Source organism: Sedimentibacter hydroxybenzoicus DSM 7310, assembly GCF_013403245.1.
In the GTDB taxonomy this organism is placed as follows: domain Bacteria; phylum Bacillota; class Clostridia; order Tissierellales; family Sedimentibacteraceae; genus Sedimentibacter; species Sedimentibacter hydroxybenzoicus.
Genome location: NZ_JACBNQ010000038.1, coordinates 1 through 22,519 on the forward strand (window position 1 = coordinate 1; position 22,519 = coordinate 22,519).

Consider the following 22,519-nt stretch of genomic DNA (forward strand, 5'->3'; position numbering starts at 1 on the left):
AAGATTGATTTTTCATGTGTCTTTCCTTAATTATTATGAAAACCCGCTAATTTTTAGCGGGTTTGTCAATAACCTGATGGTGACGTATCGTCACCATTTTTATGTCCTAATCCCATTGCTCATGATTTTTTACCGCAAATTTCGGTTATAAATTCCGGAGGATTACTCATTGTATCCAGCATTGGACAATGAGCGTCTACGAAGCTTATGAATTTTTCTATTTCTTCCTTTGTGTTATTTGCGTCAACAAACCATCTTGTTGTAATTTTAGTAAAACCGACTCTTATATCTTGATTTTTGTTATTACCGTTTGCTTTATTAGTTAAAGCATCAAGATCAATTTCGCCTTCCATTTCAATGTTTATTTTTATTAAGTTAATATCGAATTTTTGATAAAACATTTTTGCAACAATATATTTGCAGCCACCGAGTGCAGAAAGAAGTGCCTCTCCGGGATTCATTCCTCCATTAGATCCGCCTAATTCTTCCGGTTCATCTAATATAAAAGTTTTATTTCGAGCAGTACATTCAATCTTATAAGTACCACCGGCTGATTTTAATTCGGTTTTGATTGTTTTAATTCCCATTATTCGCCTCCATTGCTTTATACGATTAGTATAAATAAAGACGGATAAATTATGCATCATATACTCATTGCTATTTGATTTGCAACCCATTTACCTGTCTGTAAGCTGCCTTGTATCCATCTCGGTTTAGTTGAAATGTGTTCGCCTGCAAAATATAATCTATTGTTATATTCCGGCTGAATCATAGAATAAGCAAAGTTTATTTTCTGACCGGGATATCCTGCCGAAAAAGCACTTCTGGACCATTGCTCCGAATTCCAATGAACTGTTTTATAATCTTCGATTAATAAATCCAGATATCCTTTTGGTAAACCATGTACTTTTTCCACGTCTTGTTTTATTTTTTCAAATCTTCTGTAACTATTTTGATTACTCAATCTCGTTGCATCAGCCCCTATATTATATGAAGCAACTATAGTACCCGGCTCATTATAAGAATAATCATCCGGTTTTTCACCTCTTATATAGAGGGGATAAATGATAGATTGAATAATAAGATCTGTATAAGAAATACCTCCGTTAATGTTACCATAAGGCTCATTTTCTTCCCAAAATCTTTTGTTAAATAATATGCCGGTCTTTTGTGCATCAAGATAATTTAACTCTCTTATAGCCTGCATTTTTGTATCGTTAAAATATGGATTAATATTAAATTCTCTCAAAATTGAAAAAGGAATTGTACAAATTACCAAGTCAAAGGATTCTGATGTTTTAGTTCCTTTCGGATCAGTATACTGCAAATTTATAAAATTATCTGATGAAAAAAATATTCCATCTACTGCATGACCAAATTTGATAATAACCTTTCCTAGCGCTTGATTGCGTAATTCAGGAGGATTATTATTAATCAATGAGCTTATAAATGCTAAAGGCAGCTTAACCATCCCTTCGGATATTCTGTATATGCTAAAAAAATCAAGTGAATAAATACCTGATATTGTTTCGTTATAACTTAAATTAAGCAATACGGCGGCTATAGGATTTACGGCACATAATAGATTTACAAACCCTTGGCTTAGCCCTAAGCTTTCATAAACATTGTTGGTACTCATCTTAGTAAGCTGAGCATATTGGTTAGAATATTGCGGAAGTATCTTTAGAATTTCACTTCGCTGTCCTGGTGTCAAATTGTTTAACAAAGTATTGTCAGCATAACTTACCAATTCCGGCCACGGCGTATTTCTTTCCTTTTCTGTCAAATTATACAAGGGATAAAGAAATTCTTCTATTTCTATGCTGCTAAAGCTCCGTCTCATCCTTATATTATTTGTATATAAAAAGTTGTTAGAATCAGGTGAAACCATGGAGCTGGTATTAAGATTAAATAAATTTATGTAGTGCCAGGATGTTTCATGAGAAATTGGTATTCTTGTGGCTCCCAATTCACTGAAATATTCGGTTGATTTGTTAAAATAGTGAGTATAAATTCTTCCGCCTATTCTTTTATCCTCAGCATCATAAACAGTTATAGATGCTCCAAGCTTCCTGAGCTCATATGCAGCCGATAAGCCTGCCAGTCCGGCTCCGATAACTCCTATTTTGTAATCTTTTAAAGAATCTGCAGAAGCAAGCTCTAAAATATCAGGTCCCGGACCAAGTAGTTCAATTATATTTTCATAGTCTTCAGTTCTTCCGGCATTAATTAAAGCTTCCTTTAAAAGCTCATGTCTTTGTTCGCTCGTGGGATTATAAAAAGCGTTTTGAACGGACATAAAAATTCCCCTTTATATGGTAATATTTGATTGTTGGTGTTATAATAATATATATTAAATAAAGATTTTTTAATTCCAAACATTTATTTTGTGGAGGCAATATGGTAAAGCTATGGACAAGACAACATATTAAAAGTTTAGATGAGTTAAAAGAGAATGGCGTAATAAGAATTGAAAAAAATCATTTAGATAAAAAATTTGAAGAAATATCGGATTATATTATTAATTTGTATTCATGGTTTGTGAATCAAGCTGAGAAAAAAGTTCCCAAGCCGGAAGGAGTAGAGTTTCCTATATGGTGTTCAGTTAGTGAAGAAAATATGTTGAGACCTACCAAAGATGAAATTGTATATATTATCGAAGCAAATGAAAATGAAGTAATATATTTTGACGGAGCAAAATGGGATTATGTATTAAATCATCACTATGTACCTAAAGATGAAAACGACGAAAGGGAATATACTGAAGATATTGCGAAAAAGGGCTTTGCCAATTCGTTCTCGTTTTTAGATGATAAAACATCGCATCTTTACCCTGAAGAAAAAAGAAGAGTAATGGAAAGCTGGCATAGAATATTTGACATTGACAAGTGGGATATATTCAGAGTGCAGGCAAATATTTGGGAAATACGACCTGAAATGATAAAAGATATTTTATACGATAAGTAAAATTTTATTGTCGATTGAGGTTGAATTTGTAAAAATATGTCATTGACAGAAAAGCTTGTTTATGTTATATTTTAAAAAAATAATCTTTAACTCGGTACCGCGATGCCGTCAAGATGTGAATATGAAAGTTTTTTGTGTGTATAATAATCCTGACGGTCTGCTCAGGATTTTTTTACGCGGTTAGGTTAATCAATGGAGGTATTTATGTCAACAAAAAATGAAGTATTTGGTTATTTACCGGACGAACGTCCACCGATTATTGGACTTATATTCTTTGCATTACAACAAATTGTGGTTATGTTTCCGGCAACAGTGTTAGTTGCGTTGATCACCGGCTTTCACGTGTCAACTACAATATTTGCAAGTGGTCTTGCAACATTAGGTTTCATATTAGTGACAGGAAGACAAATTCCTCTTTATTACGGTTCAAGCTTTTCCTATATAGCTGCAATTGCTTCAATAATGAGCGCAGAAGCCTTTGCGGGATATACTTTAAACGATAAAATATCAATTGCTCAATTTGGTATTATCATGTCCGGTTTTGTATCAATTATAGCCGGCTATGTTATTAAACGTTCAGGTAAGGATAAAATAGACAAGGTTCTTCCTGCAACAGTGACGGGAAGTATAGCAATAATTATAGGACTTTCTCTTGCTGCAAATGCAATGACTAATGCAGCTGCAGTGCCTGCAGGATTGGCTGATACCCAGCTTCAAACCGCCGGAGGCATGGCATGGGTTATAGCAATTATTACGATGTTATCCACTATATTATATTCTGTTTATTTAAAAGGAAGATTAAGCCAGCTCCCCATATTGTTTGGTTTAGTTACAGGCTATGTAGCGGCAGCAGTAATAGGGGGAGTAACGGGAATTGAATTTATAAACTTTAATACTGTTCAATCGGCAGGAGTTCTTAATCTTCCAACATTCACATTGCCTAAACCGTCTATGATGGCAATTATAGCGATAATGCCTATAGCTATTGCAACAATACCGGAATCAACAGCACACGTATATCAATTACATATTTACGTAAATGACTTGGCAAGAAAAAAGGGTTCAAATAAAGAATATGATATAGAAAATAAACTGGGATTAAATTTAATCGGTGATGGTATAGGAGATATTATTTCCGGCTTTATAGGAGGACCTGCAGGGACAAATTACGGTGAAAATATCAGTGCCATGGCAATTTCTAAAAACTTTTCTATTCATGTTTTAATGTTAGCGGCGGTTTTCACAATGGTAATTTCATGCTTTACACCTCTGATCAATATTATTTATTCAATACCGACTTGTGTAATAGGCGGCTTGTCAATTTATTTATTCGGTGTAATAGCGGCTCAAGGTATTACAATTATGATGGATAAAGAAGTAGATATGTTTAACTCAAAGAATTTAGCAGTTATAGCCATCATACTTATAGTAGGTCTTGGCGGAAGCTTTGGATTTGATGGCGGTATGATACCAATGTTTGGAATAGAAATACCTGCAATCGCTACTGCGGCAGTTGTAGGCATAGTGTTGAACTTGATGCTTTCAATAGGAAACAATAAATAACATACCATTAACTTTTTCAACAACTTACTATTTTATGACGCTTAAAGGATTTTAAGTTTTTTACTTAAAATCCTTATTTAATTATCATAAAATTCAAATTAGTTAATATTAATTATTAATATCTTTTACTCTCAAGTTTAATTTTTTTTATATGAACTATTGAAATTTCAATTAAATTGTTAAACATTTAATTATTTTAATTTTCAAATTTATGTATTTACAAAAGTAAAATTTTGTATTATAATAATTTATCAGTGTTTACGTTTTCATGTATTTTTTAATAAGGAGGATAGCATTTTTATTAATTTGATATGCGTGATACTGAAATATTTTATTTGGAATAATATTTATGGAAAGGAAGGGTAGGTATATTTAATGGAAAATAATCAAAGAGAGAAATGGGGATCCAAGCTTGGATTTATACTGGCGGCAGCTGGTTCGGCAGTAGGTCTTGGCAACATTTGGAGATTCCCGTATTTAACAGGTTCAAACGGCGGAGGAGCATTCCTAATTATTTATTTAGTATGTACGTTTTTATTACTAAGTATTATGATAGCAGAGCTTGTACTAGGTAGAAATACCGGTCTTGCAGCAGTAGGAGCATTTAAATCTGCTGATAAAAGATGGACATTTACCGGTGTTTTAGGTGTTGTTAGTGCATTCTTTATAATGGGTTTCTATCCTGTAGTTGGAGGATGGTCTGCAGCTTATATTTTAAAAACTGTTACAGGCTTATTGGGTGATGCAAGTGCAATTGAGGGAGTTTTTGGTGCTTTCATTTCTGACCCGGTTCAACCGCTTATTTGGACCGTAATATTCCTTTTGCTAAACGTAGTTATAGTTGCTAAAGGTATTTCCGGCGGTATTGAAAAGGCTTCAAAAGTATTGATGCCTACACTGTTTATATTATTTGTTGTTATTGCTGTAAGAAATCTTATGTTGCCGGGAGCATTTGCAGGAATAGAATTCTTATTTAAGCCTGATTGGTCCTTAGTAACAGGTCAAACTTTCTTAGCTGCTTTGGGTCAGGCATTTTTCTCGTTGAGCTTAGGTATGGGATGTATGATTACATATGGTAGTTACCTTGATAAAAAAGAATCTCTTCCGGGTAGTGCGGTTACAGTAACTTTTATGGATACAGGTTGTGCTTTATTGGCAGGAATTGCTATATTCCCGGCATTATTTGCATACGGATTCGAACCGACAGCCGGTCCTGGATTGGTATTTATAGTATTACCGACTGTTTTCGCTGAAATGGGAACAATAGGTATATTTATTTCATTGGTGTTCTTCATTGCATTTACAGTTGCGGCATTAACTTCATCAGTTTCATTATTAGAGGTTGTTGTAGCATACTTGATAGACGAAAGAAAGATGACAAGAAAGAAAGCTGTTTATGGAACTGCAGCAGTTATGTTAGTATTGTGCGTTCTATCATCATTGTCAATGGGAGCATTGTCCGGCGTTAAGCTATTAGGAGTAGGATTCTTTGATTTCTTCGATATTCTTACTGATAAGATATTCTTGGCAATCGGAGGCTTGTTAATAGCTGTATACACCGGTTGGTTCGTTAAGAGAGAAGACCTTGAAAAAGAATTTACAAATGGCGGAACTACAACATTCAAATTGTTTGGTCTTTGGTATAATGTGGTTAAATACGTAGCACCATTAGCTATTGCTATTGTTGCTGTAGTTGGTATTATGGCTATTGAACAAACAGGCTTAATGATATTCGGACTTGCTTTGATAGCTGTGTTAGCTATTTTCTCTAAGAAACTATAATTATATTCCTATATAGTTAGGATATAAATTCTTAACATTGAATAAGGGTAATAAAAAAATATCAATATGGGCGATTAAGAGATTTTAAGCTTAATCGCCCATAGTTATAAATGAATCTTTTATTCTAATGGGGGTTCCCTGTGAAATTCATTTGGTTGAACTTTGTCGTCCTTTATTAAGTAAATATGAAAGAAATATTCGCATGTTCCGATTATGGCTGCGAAAATAATTAATCCCGTTGCACTGGTTATAAAATTGTATGAAAACATATCAAATAAATAGGCTGTTGCTGCTGCTAAAATACCGTCTCCAACTGCCGCAATAACATTACCCATGGACGGTAATATTACTAAATCTCCTAATGCATAGTTAATAACAGTTCCTGCTATCGCAACCATTAACACCATTTCAAAAGAATTAACGTCAATTATGATAAAAGACACCCATGAGGCAACTAATGTTATTAAAAACTTAGCTAATATGACAAGTGTTGTTCTCATATTTTTCTCCTTATTTAGTTACATTTTATGGTTACGGTTATTTTTAACGATATTTTAAATAATATACGTTGATTATCATGGTAAGAGAAAATTAAAAGCTTATTTACCGTCAAAGGTATCATTTGTTTTATAAAAGTAAATATAATATTAACTACTGATTTAAAAATGCGATATAAATTTAACAAAAAACGTTAAACAATTAACAAACATTAAAATTTTGTTAATATATTTGTGAGCTTTTTATCAAAAATAGAGATAATGAAAGGAATATTGAGGATTTTAGAGTAAATTACTCTTAATAATGTTTTTTCTTATAAATAGAGCATTATAATGTTAAATTATGTACATTCATTATTTGAACTGAAATATAAAGGGTGTTATAATATTGCCATATGCAAATTATTAGACAAGGAGTGATTGTTTGAAGGAGATAATTGATCAAATTATTGAGATTGATTCTTTAGCTTTTGACAACAAGACAAAAAATGAACAATTATTGTTGAAAAAAAAGCAAGAATACGAAAAAACGATACAAGATTATCGAATTGAAAAGCTAAATGATGCTAAGAATAAGGCTCAGCAATTAGCAGAAGAGACAGAAAATTTCATTCATGAAAATGAGCTGGCTCAGGAATCAAAAATCCTTAAAATTTCTGAAGAAATAGAAAAACTATACAAGAAATCAGAAAAGGATTTGGTTGAAAAAATATTTAACAAGTTATTTGTACTGGAGGGGTAATATGAACCCTAACATGGCATATTATGCTTTGGAAACAAAAATTGCAACAAAAAAAGGTCGCATATTAAATAAGTCAACATGGGAAAAATTTTTAGACAGTCCTACAGTTGATGCCTTAATAAATCATCTCAAAGAAAATGAAGAATTCGGCAAAGCTTTTAAAGACATTGAAATTAGTAACTTAGACAGAAACAATCTTGAAACTGTCTTGGAGAAATTTAAAACTTTAGAAGTGGAGAATTTACTTCATTATTTTTCGGGACCTTATAAGGACTTTATTAAAGCGGTTCTTGTGGAAGGCGAAATAAAGGATCTAAGTTTAATTTTGAGGAAATTGTCAAGAGAGGAAAGCTTGGAGGGTATTGAACAAAGATTTGTACACTCAAAGATTTTTACTAATTTAGACTTTGATGATTTGCTCACAAGCAAAAACATAGATCAATTTATTCAAAAATTAAAAGGCACTCTTTATTATAACAGCTTACGAAATCTTACAAAAGAAATAGCCATTCAAAGAGAATTTCATATCGAAATGAAAATGTATGTTGCCTTATACAAGGTAATATGTGAGAAGGCAAGCAAATTGAAAAAAGAGGATATGAAGGCCGCAATAGAAATAATTGGATTAAACATTGATTTGCTAAATATCCAATGGATTTACAGAGCTTTAAAATTTTATCAAATATCACCGGAAGAGATATTTATATACAGCTTGGAAGGTGGCAGAACTTTGGGATATAACAGGTTAAGAAAGCTTTGTTATTCAACCTTAGATGAATTTAAAAAATTAACTAATGATTATTTGAGATATGACTTTTTCAAAAATGCAGCTGATGACATTAACGTTGTAATAGATTCTTATATGTTAAATTATTTTAAAAAGAATAATTATAATAACATTGGAACTGCATTAGCATTTATTTATTTACTTAATATTATTGTAAATGATTTAACATCAGTCACAGAGGGAATACAGTACCAGGTTCCTAAGGAAAAGCTAAAAGAATATTTAGCATATAAGATATAATGCATGATATAACGAAGGGAGGAGGCTTTAGATGGCTATAGAAAAAATGGTGCTTATGAAAATAGTTGGTTCTTTAGATAATATGCATGATATATTTAAAGAATTAATTTTTTGCGAAAGTGCCCATTTAAATTTAAACGTAGAAAACAGCGCTGCGTATAATAATCACTTAGTTGTTCATAAATATGAGTCTGAAATTGTTGGTGCTCCTATTTATAATATGGTTGACCCAAATAACATTCACAACAGCTGCAGCGACTGTTTAACGATTGTAGAACAATTAAGCCGTGGTTTGGATTTGGAGCTTAAAATTGATAAAAATCTTCTTTTGAATAATGATTACGGTTATGAAGATGCACGCAAGGATTTGTCACTTATAAGTGCTTCTATCGGTGAGAGAGTAAACGGTATAAATGAAAAGAAGCAAAAAATTGAAGAGCTTTTGGAGTTAAGAGAAAAAATTGACAGTATTACGGATAAAAGTGTTGAATTAAATAAGATTTCCAATTTAAATTATTTTGATTATGAAATTGGTTCGTTTTCAATTGAAAACAGAGTGAGATTGAAAAGAAATTATGAAAATTTAAGTGCAATTGTACTTAAAATGGGTGTTATAAAATCATCTTCAGAAGATTTATATATGATTATATATCCTAAACAATTCAGGGAAGAAACGGAAAACTTATTAAAAACACTTAACTGGAACAGCTTGGTTATTCCAAGTGATATATGCTGTACTGTTTCAGAAATGCTCGAGAAAATTGATATAAAGGTAAGTAATTACAAAAAGGAAATTGAGGAACTGTCGGCTTCAATAGAACAAGGAAAAGAGAACATAAAAAAACAACTGTTCAGAATTTATAATGTATTCAAGCTGGAGGATAAAATTGCTGAGTTAGAACAAAGAGCCGATTTCAGCAACAAATCATTCGTCTTGGATGTATGGGTAAATGAAGACGACAAAGTAAAAATTGAACAATCTATATCCAAGGTAACAGACAAGTATTTAATAAATGAAAAAACAGCGAGTGAATTTGGTAATATGGTTGTACCTCCGACAAAATTAAAAAACAATTGGTTTACTAAGCCGTTTGAGATGATCGTGAAAATGTATGGTCTTCCGGCTTATAACGAAATTGACCCGACACCATTCTTAGCAATTTCCTATTGCCTGGCTTGGGGTATAATGTTTGGAGATATTGGACAAGGACTTGTCTATTTCTTAGGTGGATTATTATTAGCTAAAAAAATGCCGGCACCCGGTCAAATATTAATGAGATTAGGTGGATTTTCAATAGCATTCGGATTTGTATACGGAAGTTTATTCGGTCTGGAAAAACACGAACTGCCGTGGCTTCCAAGCTTATTGGACGGTGGACCGCTGGCTCCGAAAAATATTCCGTCAATCCTTGCTGTGGGTGTTTTATTCGGTATCATAGTTCTTACAGTATCATTTATCTTTGGAGTTATTAATGCTCTTAGAAAAAATGATATTGAAGAAGGTATTTTTGGCAAAAATGGTGTTGCAGGTTATTTATTCTTTATGAGCTTAGTGCTTACATTAGTTTCATTAACAGGAATAATTGGCGTACCAACAAGTGTACCGGTTACGACCCTTCTTTTAAGCTTAGTAATAATGGTTTTAAAAGAACCTATCACGAACATGCTATTAAAGCAAAGACCTTTATTCCATCATGGTGCGGGGGCTTATTTTACCGAGGCTATATTTGAAGGAATTGAAACAATATTAAATGCTTTGAGTAATGCGATTTCATTTGTCCGTGTAGGCGCTTTTGCATTAAACCATGCGGGATTATTCTTGGCATTCTTAGTTATGTCGCAAGTTGTAACGAATCCGTTTGCTAAAATACTTATTTTAGTATTAGGTAATATATTAATTCTTACATTAGAAGGATTAATAGTATTTATACAAGGTCTTCGTCTTCAATATTATGAAATGTTCAGTAAATATTTTGAAGGCGGCGGAGTAGAATTTAAACCAATAAAATTAAGCTAATTAAAACAAAACAAATTAAGGAGATCATTATGCAAATATTATCTATTTTATTAGCAGCTGCAATTTCTGCAGGAACCATCATTTATGGTTATAAATCAATGAAAAAAGGTAAAAAAGGAAGTATTAAAAAAGCAATATTAACAACTGTTTCAGCATTTTCATTAGTAATGTTAGGTGCTATCATATCAACAATAACAGGCGGAAACGCATTTGCGGAAACTGTAACTGAAGCTGCGGCATCAGCAGGAATTTCAATGGGTGAAGGATTTAAATATTTAGCGGCAGCATTATCTACAGGTCTTGCTACAATCGGCACTGGACTTGCGGTTGGATCTGTTGGTTCTTCGGCGGTTGGAGCAGTATCTGAGGATGCTTCAATACTTGGTAAAACATTAATTTTCGTTGGTATGGCTGAAGGTATTGCTATTTATGGTATGATTATATCAATCTTAATACTATTCGTTTAATATTAATGATGAAAAGAGATGAAATATGAGATCTTTTTTAATAAGTGATAACAGAGATACTTGGGTTGGACTAAGATTAGTCGGTATTGATGGCGTCATTGTCAAAGACAGAGAAAATGCATTAAAAGTAATGAAAGAATCTGTGAAGAATCAAGATATAGGAATTTTAATTCTTACAGAAAAGATAGTTGATATGATTAAAGAAGAATATTATGAGTATAAGTTAAAATCTAAAACTCCTTTAATCATAGAAATTCCTGATAGACATGGCTCTATCAGAGAATATAATGCCATAAAAAATTATATTAGAGATTCTGTTGGCATTCATATATAGAGGTGATTTATGGTTACGATGGAAGAAAAAATAAAACTTTTTTACAAGCTTCTTAATCAATCAATGGACGGTAAGTTAAAGGATGAATTAAAGGATTTAGAAGATATTTATGAATCCAAAGCTCAAAAATCCATGGCTGATACGGATAAAGAAGTAAAAGAAATAGAAGAAAAGGCAAGAAAAAAAGCAGAAACAAGACGTGCAGAAAGCTTAAGTAAATCAAAAGTAATCATAAAAAAAGATATTATGGCATTAAAAGAAAAATATTATGTAATTTTTATGGATAAATTCAATGAAAAATTAGTAGAATTTGTTCAATCAAAAGAGTATAAATCTTATTTGTCAAATATAATATCAAAAATTGTTGCTGAGATTAAAAGCTATGAAAACTGCGATTTATTAATATATCTGTCTAAAAATGATATAGATAAATACAGTGATTTTGTAAAAGCGGAAATAAACAAAGAATCTAACTTCAATATAAGCTTTAAGCCAAATCCGGATATAAAAGGTGGTCTGGCAGCTGAAATAAAAGAAAAAAATATTAAGATAGATTCATCTATCAATGCTGTTGTTGAGGATAACAAAATGTATATTATGCAGACAATATTTGAAGCATTAGAGGTAGGTGATTATAATGGCTAATATTGAAGGAATAGTTAGTTCAATAAACGGACCTGTTGTTAAAGGTCTCAATATGGGCTCGTTTAAGGTTCATGAGATGGTTACGGTAGGTAAACAGAAGTTAATAGGTGAAGTCGTTTCAATAGAAGGAAGCATAGCCACCGTACAGGTTTATGAGGAAACTGAAGGATTAAAAGCCGGAGAAATTATTTATTCTACAGGTACTCCGTTATCAGTTACCTTAGGACCGGGTATGATAGGCAATATTTTTGACGGAATTCAAAGACCGTTAGAAAGAATTCAAGGTATGAGCAAGGATTTCATACCTGAAGGAATCGGATTGATATCTATTGATGAAAATAAAAAATGGGATGTAACTGTTACAGTAAAGGCCGGCGATAAATTAAATGCGGGCGATGTATATGCAACTGTTCAGGAAACTCATAGAATCCTTCACAAGGTCATGGTTCCCTACAATGTTAAAGGAACCGTGACAGAAGTTAAAAACAGCGGTGAATATACTTTAAACGATATAATTGTTGTTTTAGAAAAAGATAATAAGGAAACAGTAGATTTAACCTTATGTACAAAGTGGCCTGTCAGAAGGCAAAGACCGATAAAGGAAAGATTGCCGATTTACAAGCCGTTAATCACCGGTCAAAGAGTTATAGACAGCTTTTATCCAATAGCAAAGGGCGGTACAATCGGACTTCCCGGTGGTTTTGGAACAGGAAAAACTGTTACTCAACATCAATTGGCAAAATGGAGTGACGCTGATATAATTGTATACATCGGCTGCGGAGAACGTGGAAACGAAATGACGGATGTTTTGGAAGAATTCCCTAAACTGATAGACCCGCGAACAAACAGACCGTTGATGGAAAGAACCGTGCTTATTGCCAATACCTCAAACATGCCGGTTGCGGCACGTGAAGCAAGTATATATACAGGTATTACGATGGCTGAATACTATAGAGATATGGGATACGATGTTGCCATAATGGCGGATTCTACATCTAGATGGGCAGAGGCACTCAGAGAAATCTCCGGACGACTTGAAGAAATGCCTGCAGAAGAAGGATACCCTGCATATTTGCCTTCAAGATTAGCGGAATTCTATGAAAGAGCCGGCTGTGTTAAAACATTAAACGGACAGGAAGCATCAATTACAATTATAGGTGCGGTATCACCTCCGGGCGGAGACTTCTCAGAACCGGTAACCGAAAACACAAAAAGATTCGTAACCGGGTTCCTGGCACTCGATAAAAAGCTTGCGTATGCAAGACATTATCCTGCTATAAACTATCTTACAAGCTACTCAGGCTACGTTGATATGTTAAGCGACTGGTATGATCAAAATGTTTCATCCAATCTGCTTAACCTGAGACATAAAATGATAGTGCTTTTACAGGAGGATGAAAAGCTTAACGAAATAGTACAGCTTGTCGGTGAAGATGTGCTTCCGAACGATCAGGCATTGGTATTGGAAACCGCAAGAATGATTAAAAAAGGATTTTTACAGCAAAATGCTCTTCATTCTGAGGATTCCTACGTTACCTTGGAAAAACAATACAAAATGCTTAAATGCATAGATACATTCTATGAAGAAGCTCTTCAATGTGTAAAAATAGGTATTCCTATATCTGTAATCAGAAAGGAAGCCGTAATTCAGGATATATTGAAGATTAAATATGACATTCCAAATGATAAATTAGAGTTATTGGATGTTTTAAATGAAAATATAATAAAAGCATTTAATGACTTAAGACAAAAGTATGAATAGGGAGTGTTTAGATGAAAAAAGAATATTTAAAATTAGAAAAGATTGAAGGCCCACTAATAATTCTTTCCGGAATTGAAGACGCTTCCTATGGAGAAACAATTAACATCAAGGTCGATAATGAGGAAGTCCGAACAGGAAAGATAATAAAAATTGAAGGCGATAAAGTAATAGCACAGGTATTTGAAGGTACTGCAGGTATTTCTACCGACAATGCTTCTGTTAAATTTACCGGTAAACCGTTGCAGATTCCATTGTCAAAGGAAATATTGGGAAGAACATTTAATGGTGTAGGTGAGCCTATAGACGGAGTGTACCAGGTTATTTCCACAGAGAGAGAAAACATTAACGGAAGACCAATAAACCCTGTTGCAAGAAGATATCCCAAAAACTTTATACAAACGGGTTTTTCCGCCATTGATGCTTTAATGACATTAATCAGAGGTCAGAAGCTTCCTATATTCTCCGGTAACGGTATGGCTCATAACGAATTGGCTGCTCAGATAGTAAAGCAGGCAAAGATTAAGGGAGCTACCAGCGATAACTTTGCGGTTGTGTTCGGAGCAATGGGAGTAAGACATGACGATGCGGACTATTTCAGGAAGAGCTTTGAAACTGCAGGAGTTTTGGATCACGTTGTTATGTACATCAATACTGCCGACGACCCTATAATAGAAAGAATTTCTGCTCCGAGATGTGCTCTTACCGCAGCAGAATATCTTGCATTTACTTTAAATATGCATGTGGTTGTTGTTTTAACGGATATGACGAGCTACGCTGAAGCACTTCGTGAAATATCATCAGCAAGAGAAGAGGTTCCTTCACGTAAGGGTTATCCCGGATACTTATATTCCGACCTTTCAACTATTTATGAAAGAGCCGGTATGCTTAAGAGCCGTGAGGGTTCAATAACACTTATTCCTATACTGACGATGCCTAATGATGACATAACACATCCTATACCTGACTTAACAGGCTTCATAACAGAAGGACAGGTGGTTTTAAACAGAGAATTAAATCAAAAGGGTGTTTATCCTCCTATAGATATACTTCCGTCACTTTCACGTCTTATGAAGGACGGTATCGGAGCGGAGTATACGAGAGAGGACCATGCAGATTTACAGAGCCAGATTTATGCATCTTATTCAAAGGTACAGGATATAAGAAGCTTATCTCAGATTATAGGTGAAGATGACTTAAGTGATATAGACAGACTATATTTAGACTTTGGCCGTGAATTAGAAGGTAAGTTCATCGCTCAGGGTAAGAATGAGAACAGAAGCATTAATGAAACTTTAGATTTAGGATGGCATATCTTATCAATTCTGCCTGTTACAGAGCTTGACCGTATGAAGACAGAATTAATAGAGAAATACTACGATTATAACAGGGAGAGATAGTTATGGCTGTATTGGTTGCACCTACTAAATCGAACTTAATAAAAGCTAAGTCATCCTTGGTGCTTTCTATTAAAGGGTTTGAGCTGCTTGATAAAAAAAGGAATGTTCTCATCAAGGAAATGATGGTATTCGTAAATAAGGCGAGAAGCATGCATAATGAAATTTATGAGGTTCTTGAGGAAGCTTACGGAATATTGCAAAAAGCCAATGTAACCCTTGGTGTTAAAAATGTAGAAGATATGACTTACAGCATACCTAAGGAAGCGACCTATGATATTTTGTTAAAAAGTGTTATGGGTATTGATATCCCCACCATCAAGCATAAGGCTGACGACGGATTCAATCCCGCCTACGGATTTTATAATTCAAATGCGTCACTTGATGAGGCGAGACAAAAATTTGAAGTGGTAAAAGAAAAAATATATGAATTGGCCGAAGTAGAAAATTCAGTATTTAAACTGGCTAAGGAAATAGAAAAAACCAAAAAAAGAACAAATGCTTTAAAATATGTTCAAATTCCGAAATATAAAGAAATGGTTAAATATATACAGGAAGTTCTTGAAGAAAAAGAAAGAGAAGATTTTTTCAGATTAAAACGCCTGAAAGGTAAAAAATAGTAATTAAGTAAAAAAGGGAATTATGCACTCGCATAATTCCCTTCTTTAACTGTTCATTGTTCAATGTTCGTTTTTAATTGCTTTTCAACGTTGTACCCATCAGATCTCTGCCTATTTTAACGTTAGGAAATATATTTTTAGCATACCCTATAAAATCCTCAGGTCTGTTCATGGATGGACTGAAATGTGTAAGCCACAGCTCCTTTACATGTGCATCCTTTGCGATTGTTGCAGCCTCCGAAAATATCATGTGCATTTTTTCCTTGGCATTATCAAGCTGCTCATCCTCTCCGTACATTCCCTCACATATGAATAAATCAGATTCCATAACTATGTCTTTGATATGCTTAACCGGCCTGGTATCTGTTACATAGGAAATTTTAATGGGTTTTCTCGGTTCACCCAAAACCATGTCGGGAGTATAAATATTATCATCAACTTCTACACTGTTCCCGTTATGTAAGCTTTTCCAAAATTTAACCGGAATATTTAATTTTTTAGCTATATCAGGCTGGAAATGAGGCTTTAAAGAAAGCTCCAGGCTGTATCCCAAGCAATTGATATGATGTTTTAACGGGATTGAGGTTATTTTGAGCCCGACTTGTTCAAATACCTGTGGCTTAGTGTCATGAAGCTCAGCAATGCTTACCTCATAAGGGAGAAATCCGCATACTATTAACAGTGAATTAATATATTTTGTGCTTCCTCTGGGAGCAATAATATATAACGGTTCTGTCCTTCCTTGATTTCCTATTGTTAATAAAAGCCCGGGAAGCCCTGCCACATGATCTGCATGGCAATGAGTAATCAATATGGTGTCAATTTTATTCATACTAAGTCTGCCCTTATGTAATGAAATCTGAGTTCCTTCACCGCAATCTATGAGTATGGACTTACCATTGTATTCTATCAGGCAGGAAGCAAGAAACCGCTCGGGAAGAGGTATCATTCCTCCTGTTCCTATCAATGTTACATTTATCATTTTTATCACCTGTTTTTTTATGTTTATTAACCATTATATCTGTTATTTATTCTATTATCAATAATAATTTGTCAATGACATGAATATAACGGAAGCGTATGGTATCTGTCATTCAGAGGGCTTTAGCCCGAAGAATCTCATTACTTGAAAAGCTGAGATCCTTCGCTATCGCTCAGGATGACAATCCGTCAGCTAATTTAAAATTATCATTAAAATGCAAATAAGAGCTGATATTACGCCCAGTATAAATTTATATGCAACATAATTTTTCAGCTCCAATTCAAATTGATCGGTAACTGCAAAGGTCTGAAAAATTACAGACATACCCGAAAAACTTACAAGGAAATTTATTATTATCAACTTTAATTCCAACGGCACGTACACAGATGATGAAACAATGCTGCAGCCGTTGGTGAGTTCCAGTGAGCCGACAATCAAAGAATAAATAATGTCTTTAATATAAGGGCTCAGGTGTATTGTATCAGACAATGAGGTTAAAACTTCATTAAAAAAGTTAGAGAAAACAGAAAATATGACTATCACACCACCAACAGTCAATATGCCGGTTACAGACTTGTATATTGATGAACTGAAAGCCTGATGAAAAGTAGATTGTGATTGTATTATTTTTCTTCCGTTATAACTGTAAGGAGTGTTGTTTTTAATAAAAAAACTGAGAATAATTGCACCTGTGAAATGGGGAACAGCAATATATTTAAATAAATTAAAATTATTAAGCATAGAAAAAGATATGGCTCCCGCAATAAATTGAAAGCTGCAATTATTTGTGAAAGAAATCAAATAGTTTGCTTCCTTATCATTCATTCTTTTATTTTCAAGCATAGTATTTATTGTCATTGCACCGGAAGGATAACCCGATACAAAGCTGATAAAATATGGAATCATGGCATATTTATTTTTAAGAAATTTTTTGGATATAAATGAAAACCTTTCAAAAGCTCTGTATATAAAATTATACTTAAGCAATATATTAGACAAAACTGACATTGGAAACAGATACGGAATTATATTGTAACCCCATATTTTTAATCCGTTAAAAGCACCCTCTGACACAGTAGCAGGCTTTAAAATAAAAAGGCAAATCAATAATAGAATTAAAATAGGAATAAAATTTCTTCTGAACATAAAACAACCCCCCATAAACATTTTATTGTTAACGAGGGGTTATTATGTTTAAATAGCTAGCGTTTTTTTTGTATTCTTCATTTATATTTCTATCTTCAAAAGGAATATAATATATGTTTGTTGTCTTGTTCGTAAGCTTAAAAAGCGGCGACTTTTCGGCATTTATATTATTTTTATTATAATCTGAATAACGGTTGATGACAGCAGTACCATTTGATTTTGCATACCTGATGATGTCTCTGCCGATATCATTAAATGCTAATATCTTTATATAATTAGTTACATCAGTTAACATAAACGATTTTATGTCATCTTTTTTTATATCCAGCAATATATTCAACAGCATTCTTCTAAGTTTTGAATATGTATATCGCTTGGACTTCAGCGACATGATGAAATCATCTATATTGCTGTGCTTAAACACATTTTCATATATTTTGTTGTTCAGACCCTCTGATACCTCATAAATATTGTTCAAACCGTCAATTCCAAGCTCCAGTATTTTATAATAAATTATATCAAGGTAATTGTTCAGGTTGTTGAAGCCGTTATATTCATTATAAAATGATTTAATTGATTGATTGCTTTTCTCCGTGAGAGAATTTATATGCTCTGACGAGCCTGACAGTATGTTTTTCCTTATTGCCGTTGCACTGTCATACCTTCCTGACACTGTTATATCATTGTGACCCTTGCCGATTCTTTTCACAGGTGCGAAATCACAATTCAACTTATGCCTTATGGTGCTTTTGATATATTCTATGGCAAGCACATTGTTGGGAGAACCTATGACATCGTTGGAGCTCGTTCCAAGTACTGAAACAACCACATTAGTTAAAGCACTTGGATATGATAAACCCTTATCCATTTCCTTCTTTATATCAATGCCGAATCTCGGACTTAATTGAACAGATGCGATACTTTTCAAAAGCTCCACATCCTCACTTTCACAACCAAAGCTCAGATCGCTGACAGGTATTTTTTTCAGCTCTTTAACGGCAGCATTGGCAAACATCTCCGCATTCTGAAATGAAAAGGGTACAGGTAGCTCAATAACCAGATCAGCACCTCCATATATGGCAGCTTCGGCACGTCTGTACTTATCTATTATGGCAGGCTCACCACGCTGCACAAAATTACCGCTCATTACAACAACAACACCGTCACAAGCAGTTTTTTCCCGTGCAACCTTCAATTGATATTCATGTCCCTTATGAAAAGGATTATATTCAGATACAACACCTGTTATTTTCATAATACCACCCATCAGTTTATCATTGCGCATAATATACCACAAAACTGCCCAAACTTCAAGAAAATGGTGAACCGGATTAACATTTAAAAAATAATATGTTAAAATATTCAGCAATACAGGAACAGATTAATCTCAGAATTGTTGTATAATTAAATTAGTCTCCTGTGCCTTCTCTTGTCATAGACAATTCATGTTCAATGAGCAATAGTCATGATTAAGGTATAAAAACAGTATAAAATATAAAGGTCTGTATCATCGGAAACGATGAATTCAGACCTTTATATTTTATGATTGAATATTCAGTTACATAAACATTTCTAAAATATATATGGTATGAGATATAAAACAGATGAAATAATACAAGCTGCTGCAACTACGGAACGCCAGGTTTTAAATTGTTTGTCCAATAGGACTTTTTCCTCCAGAGATGGCGGTGTCAGACTCTTTATTGCCTCGTCCTGTTTAGCTATCCTAAGTTGAATATCTTCATTTCTGATAGGTTTAGCGTATAACTTGTATACTATTAAGCCCAAGATGTTCCAAATTATGCCGAATATTACGGCATCTTTTTCAAGCTGTGTCATCATAATTAAATATATCACTATACTGACCGCAGCACCTGCCATAATGCCCGGAGCCTTATAAGGTCTCGTAAGATCAGGTCTTTTTTTCCTCAATCCAACAGCCGCGAATATACCTATTATATAGTAAAATAAATCTGCAAATAAGCTCAAGGAGGCTATATAAATAAGCGAACCCGTAAGAATAAATATAATTGACATGGCGCCAAGTACCATTACTGAAATATACGGTGTTTTATATTTCGGATGGACTTTAGAAAAAATTCCCGGTACAACCCCGTCTCTCGCCATACTGAAAAGATATCTTGGGGGAGCCGCTATGCTTGCATTCAGAGTTGAAAAGTCTCCGCCGAAAGCTATTCCGGCTGCTAAAAGCACTAAAGGAAATCCCAGAATACCGGCAGTTCTCATGGCGTCGGCATAGGGGGCAGCAGAGGTACTGATGTACTCAAGGCCTTCAGAAGGAACTATACCCAATAAAAACCATTGAAAAATTGCATTGACCGCAAATACAATAAAGGGAGATAAGAACATCGCTCTTGGAATATTTATCTGAGGATGTTTTATTTCTTCGCCCATGGCGCAGCAGGTTTCAAATCCTGCAAAGCACCACCACACCAATGCCACGGTGCCGATGAATGTTGTAACACTTGTACCTTCAGGCATTATAAAAGGTCGGAAGTTATTTAAGTCAATATTTGGTATCATAGTAACAAACCAAACAATTGCTACACCCCAGAAAAAAAACATAAATCCGTTCTGAAGCCTTGCTGTCATTTCAATACCCTTATAGTTGGTATATATGAAAATTAAAATGATTATGACTGCTATGGCTTTATCTCCCAGAGGGATGGATAAGCCCAATGCTTCAAATAATGTAGAAAAGTAGAAGCTGAAAGCCAATGCTTCACCGCTTGTAACCGCTACCAGAGCTATTATAAAATTCCACCCTGCCAGCATTCCTGCCGGCCGTCCAATTCCTTCGGTAGCATAATTGTATGTTCCTCCTGAAAAAGGCAGAGCTGCTCCCATTTCCGCATAAAGCAGGGAAGGGTACACACTGACCAAAAGTGCTATCACAGTGGCGACAAAAATGTATGGTCCTAATATTCCCACAGCATTCGCGCCCACAGTAAACAATCCTACTCCAATTACTGTACCTACCGTTATTGTGACTGATTCCTTCAATCCCATTGTCCTTATAAGGACGTTTGCCTTATCTTTTTCCATGATTTACCTCCTTGTATTGTAATTTATATACGTTAACCCAGCCTGATACGGGCAGCTTTCGCATGGGCGTATAATCCCTCTCCTAAAGCAAGTGCTTCGGCCGCTTTTCCTATGCTGTCCACACCTTTCTTATTAATTTTCTGATAAGAGCATACCTTTAAAAAATTGCCTACATAAAGTCCTCCCGTGTATCTGGAAGCTCTGATTGTAGGAAGAGTGTGGTTCGTTCCCGATATGTAGTCTCCGAATACTTCCGCAGCATATTCGCCTATAAAAAGGGATCCGTAATTGTTAAGCATGGAAATTGTGCGGTCCTCATCCTCCACATGTATTTCCAGATGTTCGGGAGCATACTCGTCGGATATTCTGCAGGCTTCTTCAATCGACGATACGAGGATGATTTCGCCGTTGTTTTCCCAGGCGTATTCAGCTATATCCCTGGTTTCCAACCCATTTAATTGACGTTCAATTTCTACCGATACATCCTGTGCCAGTTTGTTGCTGGTTGTGATAAATATGCCTTTCGACTGTCGGTCATGTTCACATTGGGCAAGCAAATCTGCGGCAATATATGAGGGATTTCCCTTTTCTTCCGATATGATGAGAACTTCACTGGGTCCTGCTATAAAATCTATTCCTACCTGACCGTAGCATTGCCTCTTTGCTTCCGCAACATATTGATTTCCGGGACCGACTATCATGTCAACGGGTTTTATCTGAGAGGTGCCGTATGAGAATGCAGCGACGGCATGTGCGCCTCCTACGCAATATATTTCATCCACTCCGGCTATATCCATGGCTACTAAAGTATATGGAGAAATGCTTCCGGTTTCTTTTGATGCCGGAGAGCAGGCGACAACTCTTTTTACACCTGCTACCTTTGCGGGTATTGCCAGCATCAAAGCTGTGGAATATAGGGGATATCCTCCTCCGGGCACATAGCAGCAACAGGAGCTGACAGGCAGTATTCGATGTCCTAAAAACACACCCGGGGACGTCTCAAAATCATCAAGAGGTTTGATGCACTCCTTTTGCTTTTCAGCAAATTTTTTAATATTGGATGCAGCGGCTTTGATAAATTCTATCAGTGTCTTGTCAACTTTTTCATAGGCACTATCTATTTCATCCTTACTAATCGACAAAAGCTTTCTGTCGTTACCGTCAAATTGAAAATTGTATTTGATCAAAGCTTCATCTCCGTTGGTTTTCACATCATCTATTATGTTTTTTACCTTTTCTTCCAGTGAATATTGTGTACTGTAATCTTTTTTTACGGGGCTTTTTAAAAATTTCATGCTATCCTCCTTGAAGAATTTAACGATTTCCTGAACGTTAAATATTTATTGTTTATTAAGTTAACATAAAAAGCATACCTTATGTCAACATTTAAAAACATAAAAAAAAACAATTACATGGAGTATACTCCATGTAATTGTCAGACTGCTGACAAAGTCAGCAGCAAGTAACAAAAATTACGAAAACTTAACAGAGAAACAGTTGGAAAACCA

General features: G+C 34.5%; 20 protein-coding genes. 12 read left to right on the top strand and 8 right to left on the bottom strand.

Annotation, left to right across the window (positions count from 1 at the left end; genetic code table 11):
• Positions 1 to 119 precede the first annotated feature (119 nt).
• Both HZF24_RS17920 and HZF24_RS17925 read right to left on the bottom strand, forming a co-directional pair.
• Positions 120 to 587, bottom strand: a complete 468-nt coding sequence (locus tag HZF24_RS17920) for an OsmC family protein (protein WP_179239747.1) — start codon at positions 585 to 587, stop codon at positions 120 to 122.
• A 56-nt stretch (positions 588 to 643) separates the two neighbouring features.
• On the bottom strand, positions 644 to 2,299 hold the full coding sequence (locus tag HZF24_RS17925) for a flavin monoamine oxidase family protein (protein ID WP_179239748.1): 1,656 nt from the start codon (positions 2,297 to 2,299) through the stop codon (positions 644 to 646).
• A gap of 101 nt (positions 2,300 to 2,400) precedes the next feature.
• Here HZF24_RS17925 and HZF24_RS17930 point away from each other — a divergent pair, with 101 nt between their 5' ends.
• The 3 genes from HZF24_RS17930 (at position 2,401) to HZF24_RS17940 (ending at position 6,312) form a co-directional block, all read left to right on the top strand.
• A complete protein-coding gene (locus tag HZF24_RS17930; RefSeq protein WP_179239749.1) occupies positions 2,401 to 2,967 on the top strand; it encodes a DUF3841 domain-containing protein in 567 nt (188 codons plus the stop codon).
• Positions 2,968 to 3,171: 204 nt separating this feature from the next.
• Positions 3,172 to 4,530, top strand: coding sequence for a uracil-xanthine permease family protein (locus HZF24_RS17935; protein ID WP_179239750.1), 1,359 nt, complete (start codon positions 3,172 to 3,174; stop codon positions 4,528 to 4,530).
• Between the two features lie 375 nt (positions 4,531 to 4,905).
• Positions 4,906 to 6,312: a sodium-dependent transporter gene (locus tag HZF24_RS17940; protein WP_179239751.1), complete on the top strand. Its 1,407-nt coding sequence runs from the start codon at positions 4,906 to 4,908 to the stop codon at positions 6,310 to 6,312.
• Between the two features lie 119 nt (positions 6,313 to 6,431).
• Here the strand turns inward: HZF24_RS17940 and HZF24_RS17945 are convergent, their stop codons facing one another.
• Positions 6,432 to 6,812 carry a DUF2512 family protein gene (locus HZF24_RS17945; RefSeq protein WP_179239752.1) on the bottom strand — a complete coding sequence of 127 codons (381 nt, stop codon included), beginning with the start codon at positions 6,810 to 6,812 and terminating at the stop codon, positions 6,432 to 6,434.
• Positions 6,813 to 7,233: 421 nt separating this feature from the next.
• Between HZF24_RS17945 and HZF24_RS17950 the strand changes: the two genes are divergently transcribed.
• The 9 genes from HZF24_RS17950 to HZF24_RS17990 are packed head-to-tail and all read left to right on the top strand — an operon-like array spanning position 7,234 to position 15,817.
• A complete protein-coding gene (locus tag HZF24_RS17950; RefSeq protein WP_179239753.1) occupies positions 7,234 to 7,551 on the top strand; it encodes a hypothetical protein in 318 nt (105 codons plus the stop codon).
• A gap of 1 nt (position 7,552) precedes the next feature.
• Positions 7,553 to 8,578 carry a V-type ATPase subunit gene (locus HZF24_RS17955; RefSeq protein ID WP_179239754.1) on the top strand — a complete coding sequence of 342 codons (1,026 nt, stop codon included), beginning with the start codon at positions 7,553 to 7,555 and terminating at the stop codon, positions 8,576 to 8,578.
• A gap of 31 nt (positions 8,579 to 8,609) precedes the next feature.
• Positions 8,610 to 10,595, top strand: a complete 1,986-nt coding sequence (locus HZF24_RS17960) for a V-type ATP synthase subunit I (RefSeq protein ID WP_179239755.1) — start codon at positions 8,610 to 8,612, stop codon at positions 10,593 to 10,595.
• Positions 10,596 to 10,624: 29 nt separating this feature from the next.
• A complete protein-coding gene (locus tag HZF24_RS17965; RefSeq protein ID WP_179239756.1) occupies positions 10,625 to 11,062 on the top strand; it encodes an ATP synthase subunit C in 438 nt (145 codons plus the stop codon).
• 25 nt (positions 11,063 to 11,087) lie between these two features.
• On the top strand, positions 11,088 to 11,396 hold the full coding sequence (locus tag HZF24_RS17970) for a V-type ATP synthase subunit F (RefSeq protein ID WP_179239757.1): 309 nt from the start codon (positions 11,088 to 11,090) through the stop codon (positions 11,394 to 11,396).
• A gap of 9 nt (positions 11,397 to 11,405) precedes the next feature.
• On the top strand, positions 11,406 to 12,041 hold the full coding sequence (locus HZF24_RS17975) for a V-type ATP synthase subunit E (protein WP_179239758.1): 636 nt from the start codon (positions 11,406 to 11,408) through the stop codon (positions 12,039 to 12,041).
• Positions 12,034 to 13,803, top strand: coding sequence for a V-type ATP synthase subunit A (locus HZF24_RS17980; protein ID WP_179239759.1), 1,770 nt, complete (start codon positions 12,034 to 12,036; stop codon positions 13,801 to 13,803). The genes HZF24_RS17975 and HZF24_RS17980 overlap by 8 nt, the downstream gene beginning before the upstream one ends.
• Before the next feature lie 11 nt (positions 13,804 to 13,814).
• Positions 13,815 to 15,200, top strand: a complete 1,386-nt coding sequence (locus tag HZF24_RS17985; protein WP_179239760.1) for a V-type ATP synthase subunit B — start codon at positions 13,815 to 13,817, stop codon at positions 15,198 to 15,200.
• A 2-nt stretch (positions 15,201 to 15,202) separates the two neighbouring features.
• Complete coding sequence (locus HZF24_RS17990; protein WP_179239761.1) at positions 15,203 to 15,817, top strand: V-type ATP synthase subunit D; 615 nt, start codon at positions 15,203 to 15,205, stop codon at positions 15,815 to 15,817.
• A 73-nt stretch (positions 15,818 to 15,890) separates the two neighbouring features.
• Here HZF24_RS17990 and HZF24_RS17995 read toward each other — a convergent pair whose 3' ends face one another.
• From HZF24_RS17995 to hisD, 5 genes are all read right to left on the bottom strand, one after another.
• Positions 15,891 to 16,799, bottom strand: a complete 909-nt coding sequence (locus tag HZF24_RS17995) for a ribonuclease Z (protein ID WP_179239762.1) — start codon at positions 16,797 to 16,799, stop codon at positions 15,891 to 15,893.
• Positions 16,800 to 16,991: 192 nt separating this feature from the next.
• Positions 16,992 to 17,945, bottom strand: a complete 954-nt coding sequence (locus tag HZF24_RS18000) for a hypothetical protein (protein WP_179239763.1) — start codon at positions 17,943 to 17,945, stop codon at positions 16,992 to 16,994.
• Positions 17,946 to 17,973: 28 nt separating this feature from the next.
• A complete protein-coding gene (locus HZF24_RS18005; protein WP_179239764.1) occupies positions 17,974 to 19,200 on the bottom strand; it encodes a nucleotidyltransferase in 1,227 nt (408 codons plus the stop codon).
• A gap of 317 nt (positions 19,201 to 19,517) precedes the next feature.
• The gene (locus HZF24_RS18010) at positions 19,518 to 21,011 is read right to left on the bottom strand and encodes an APC family permease (protein WP_179239765.1); all 1,494 of its coding nucleotides are present in this window, start codon (positions 21,009 to 21,011) and stop codon (positions 19,518 to 19,520) included.
• Positions 21,012 to 21,043: 32 nt separating this feature from the next.
• Positions 21,044 to 22,306, bottom strand: a complete 1,263-nt coding sequence (gene hisD, locus HZF24_RS18015; protein WP_179239766.1) for a histidinol dehydrogenase — start codon at positions 22,304 to 22,306, stop codon at positions 21,044 to 21,046.
• Between the last annotated feature and the right edge of the window lie 213 nt (positions 22,307 to 22,519).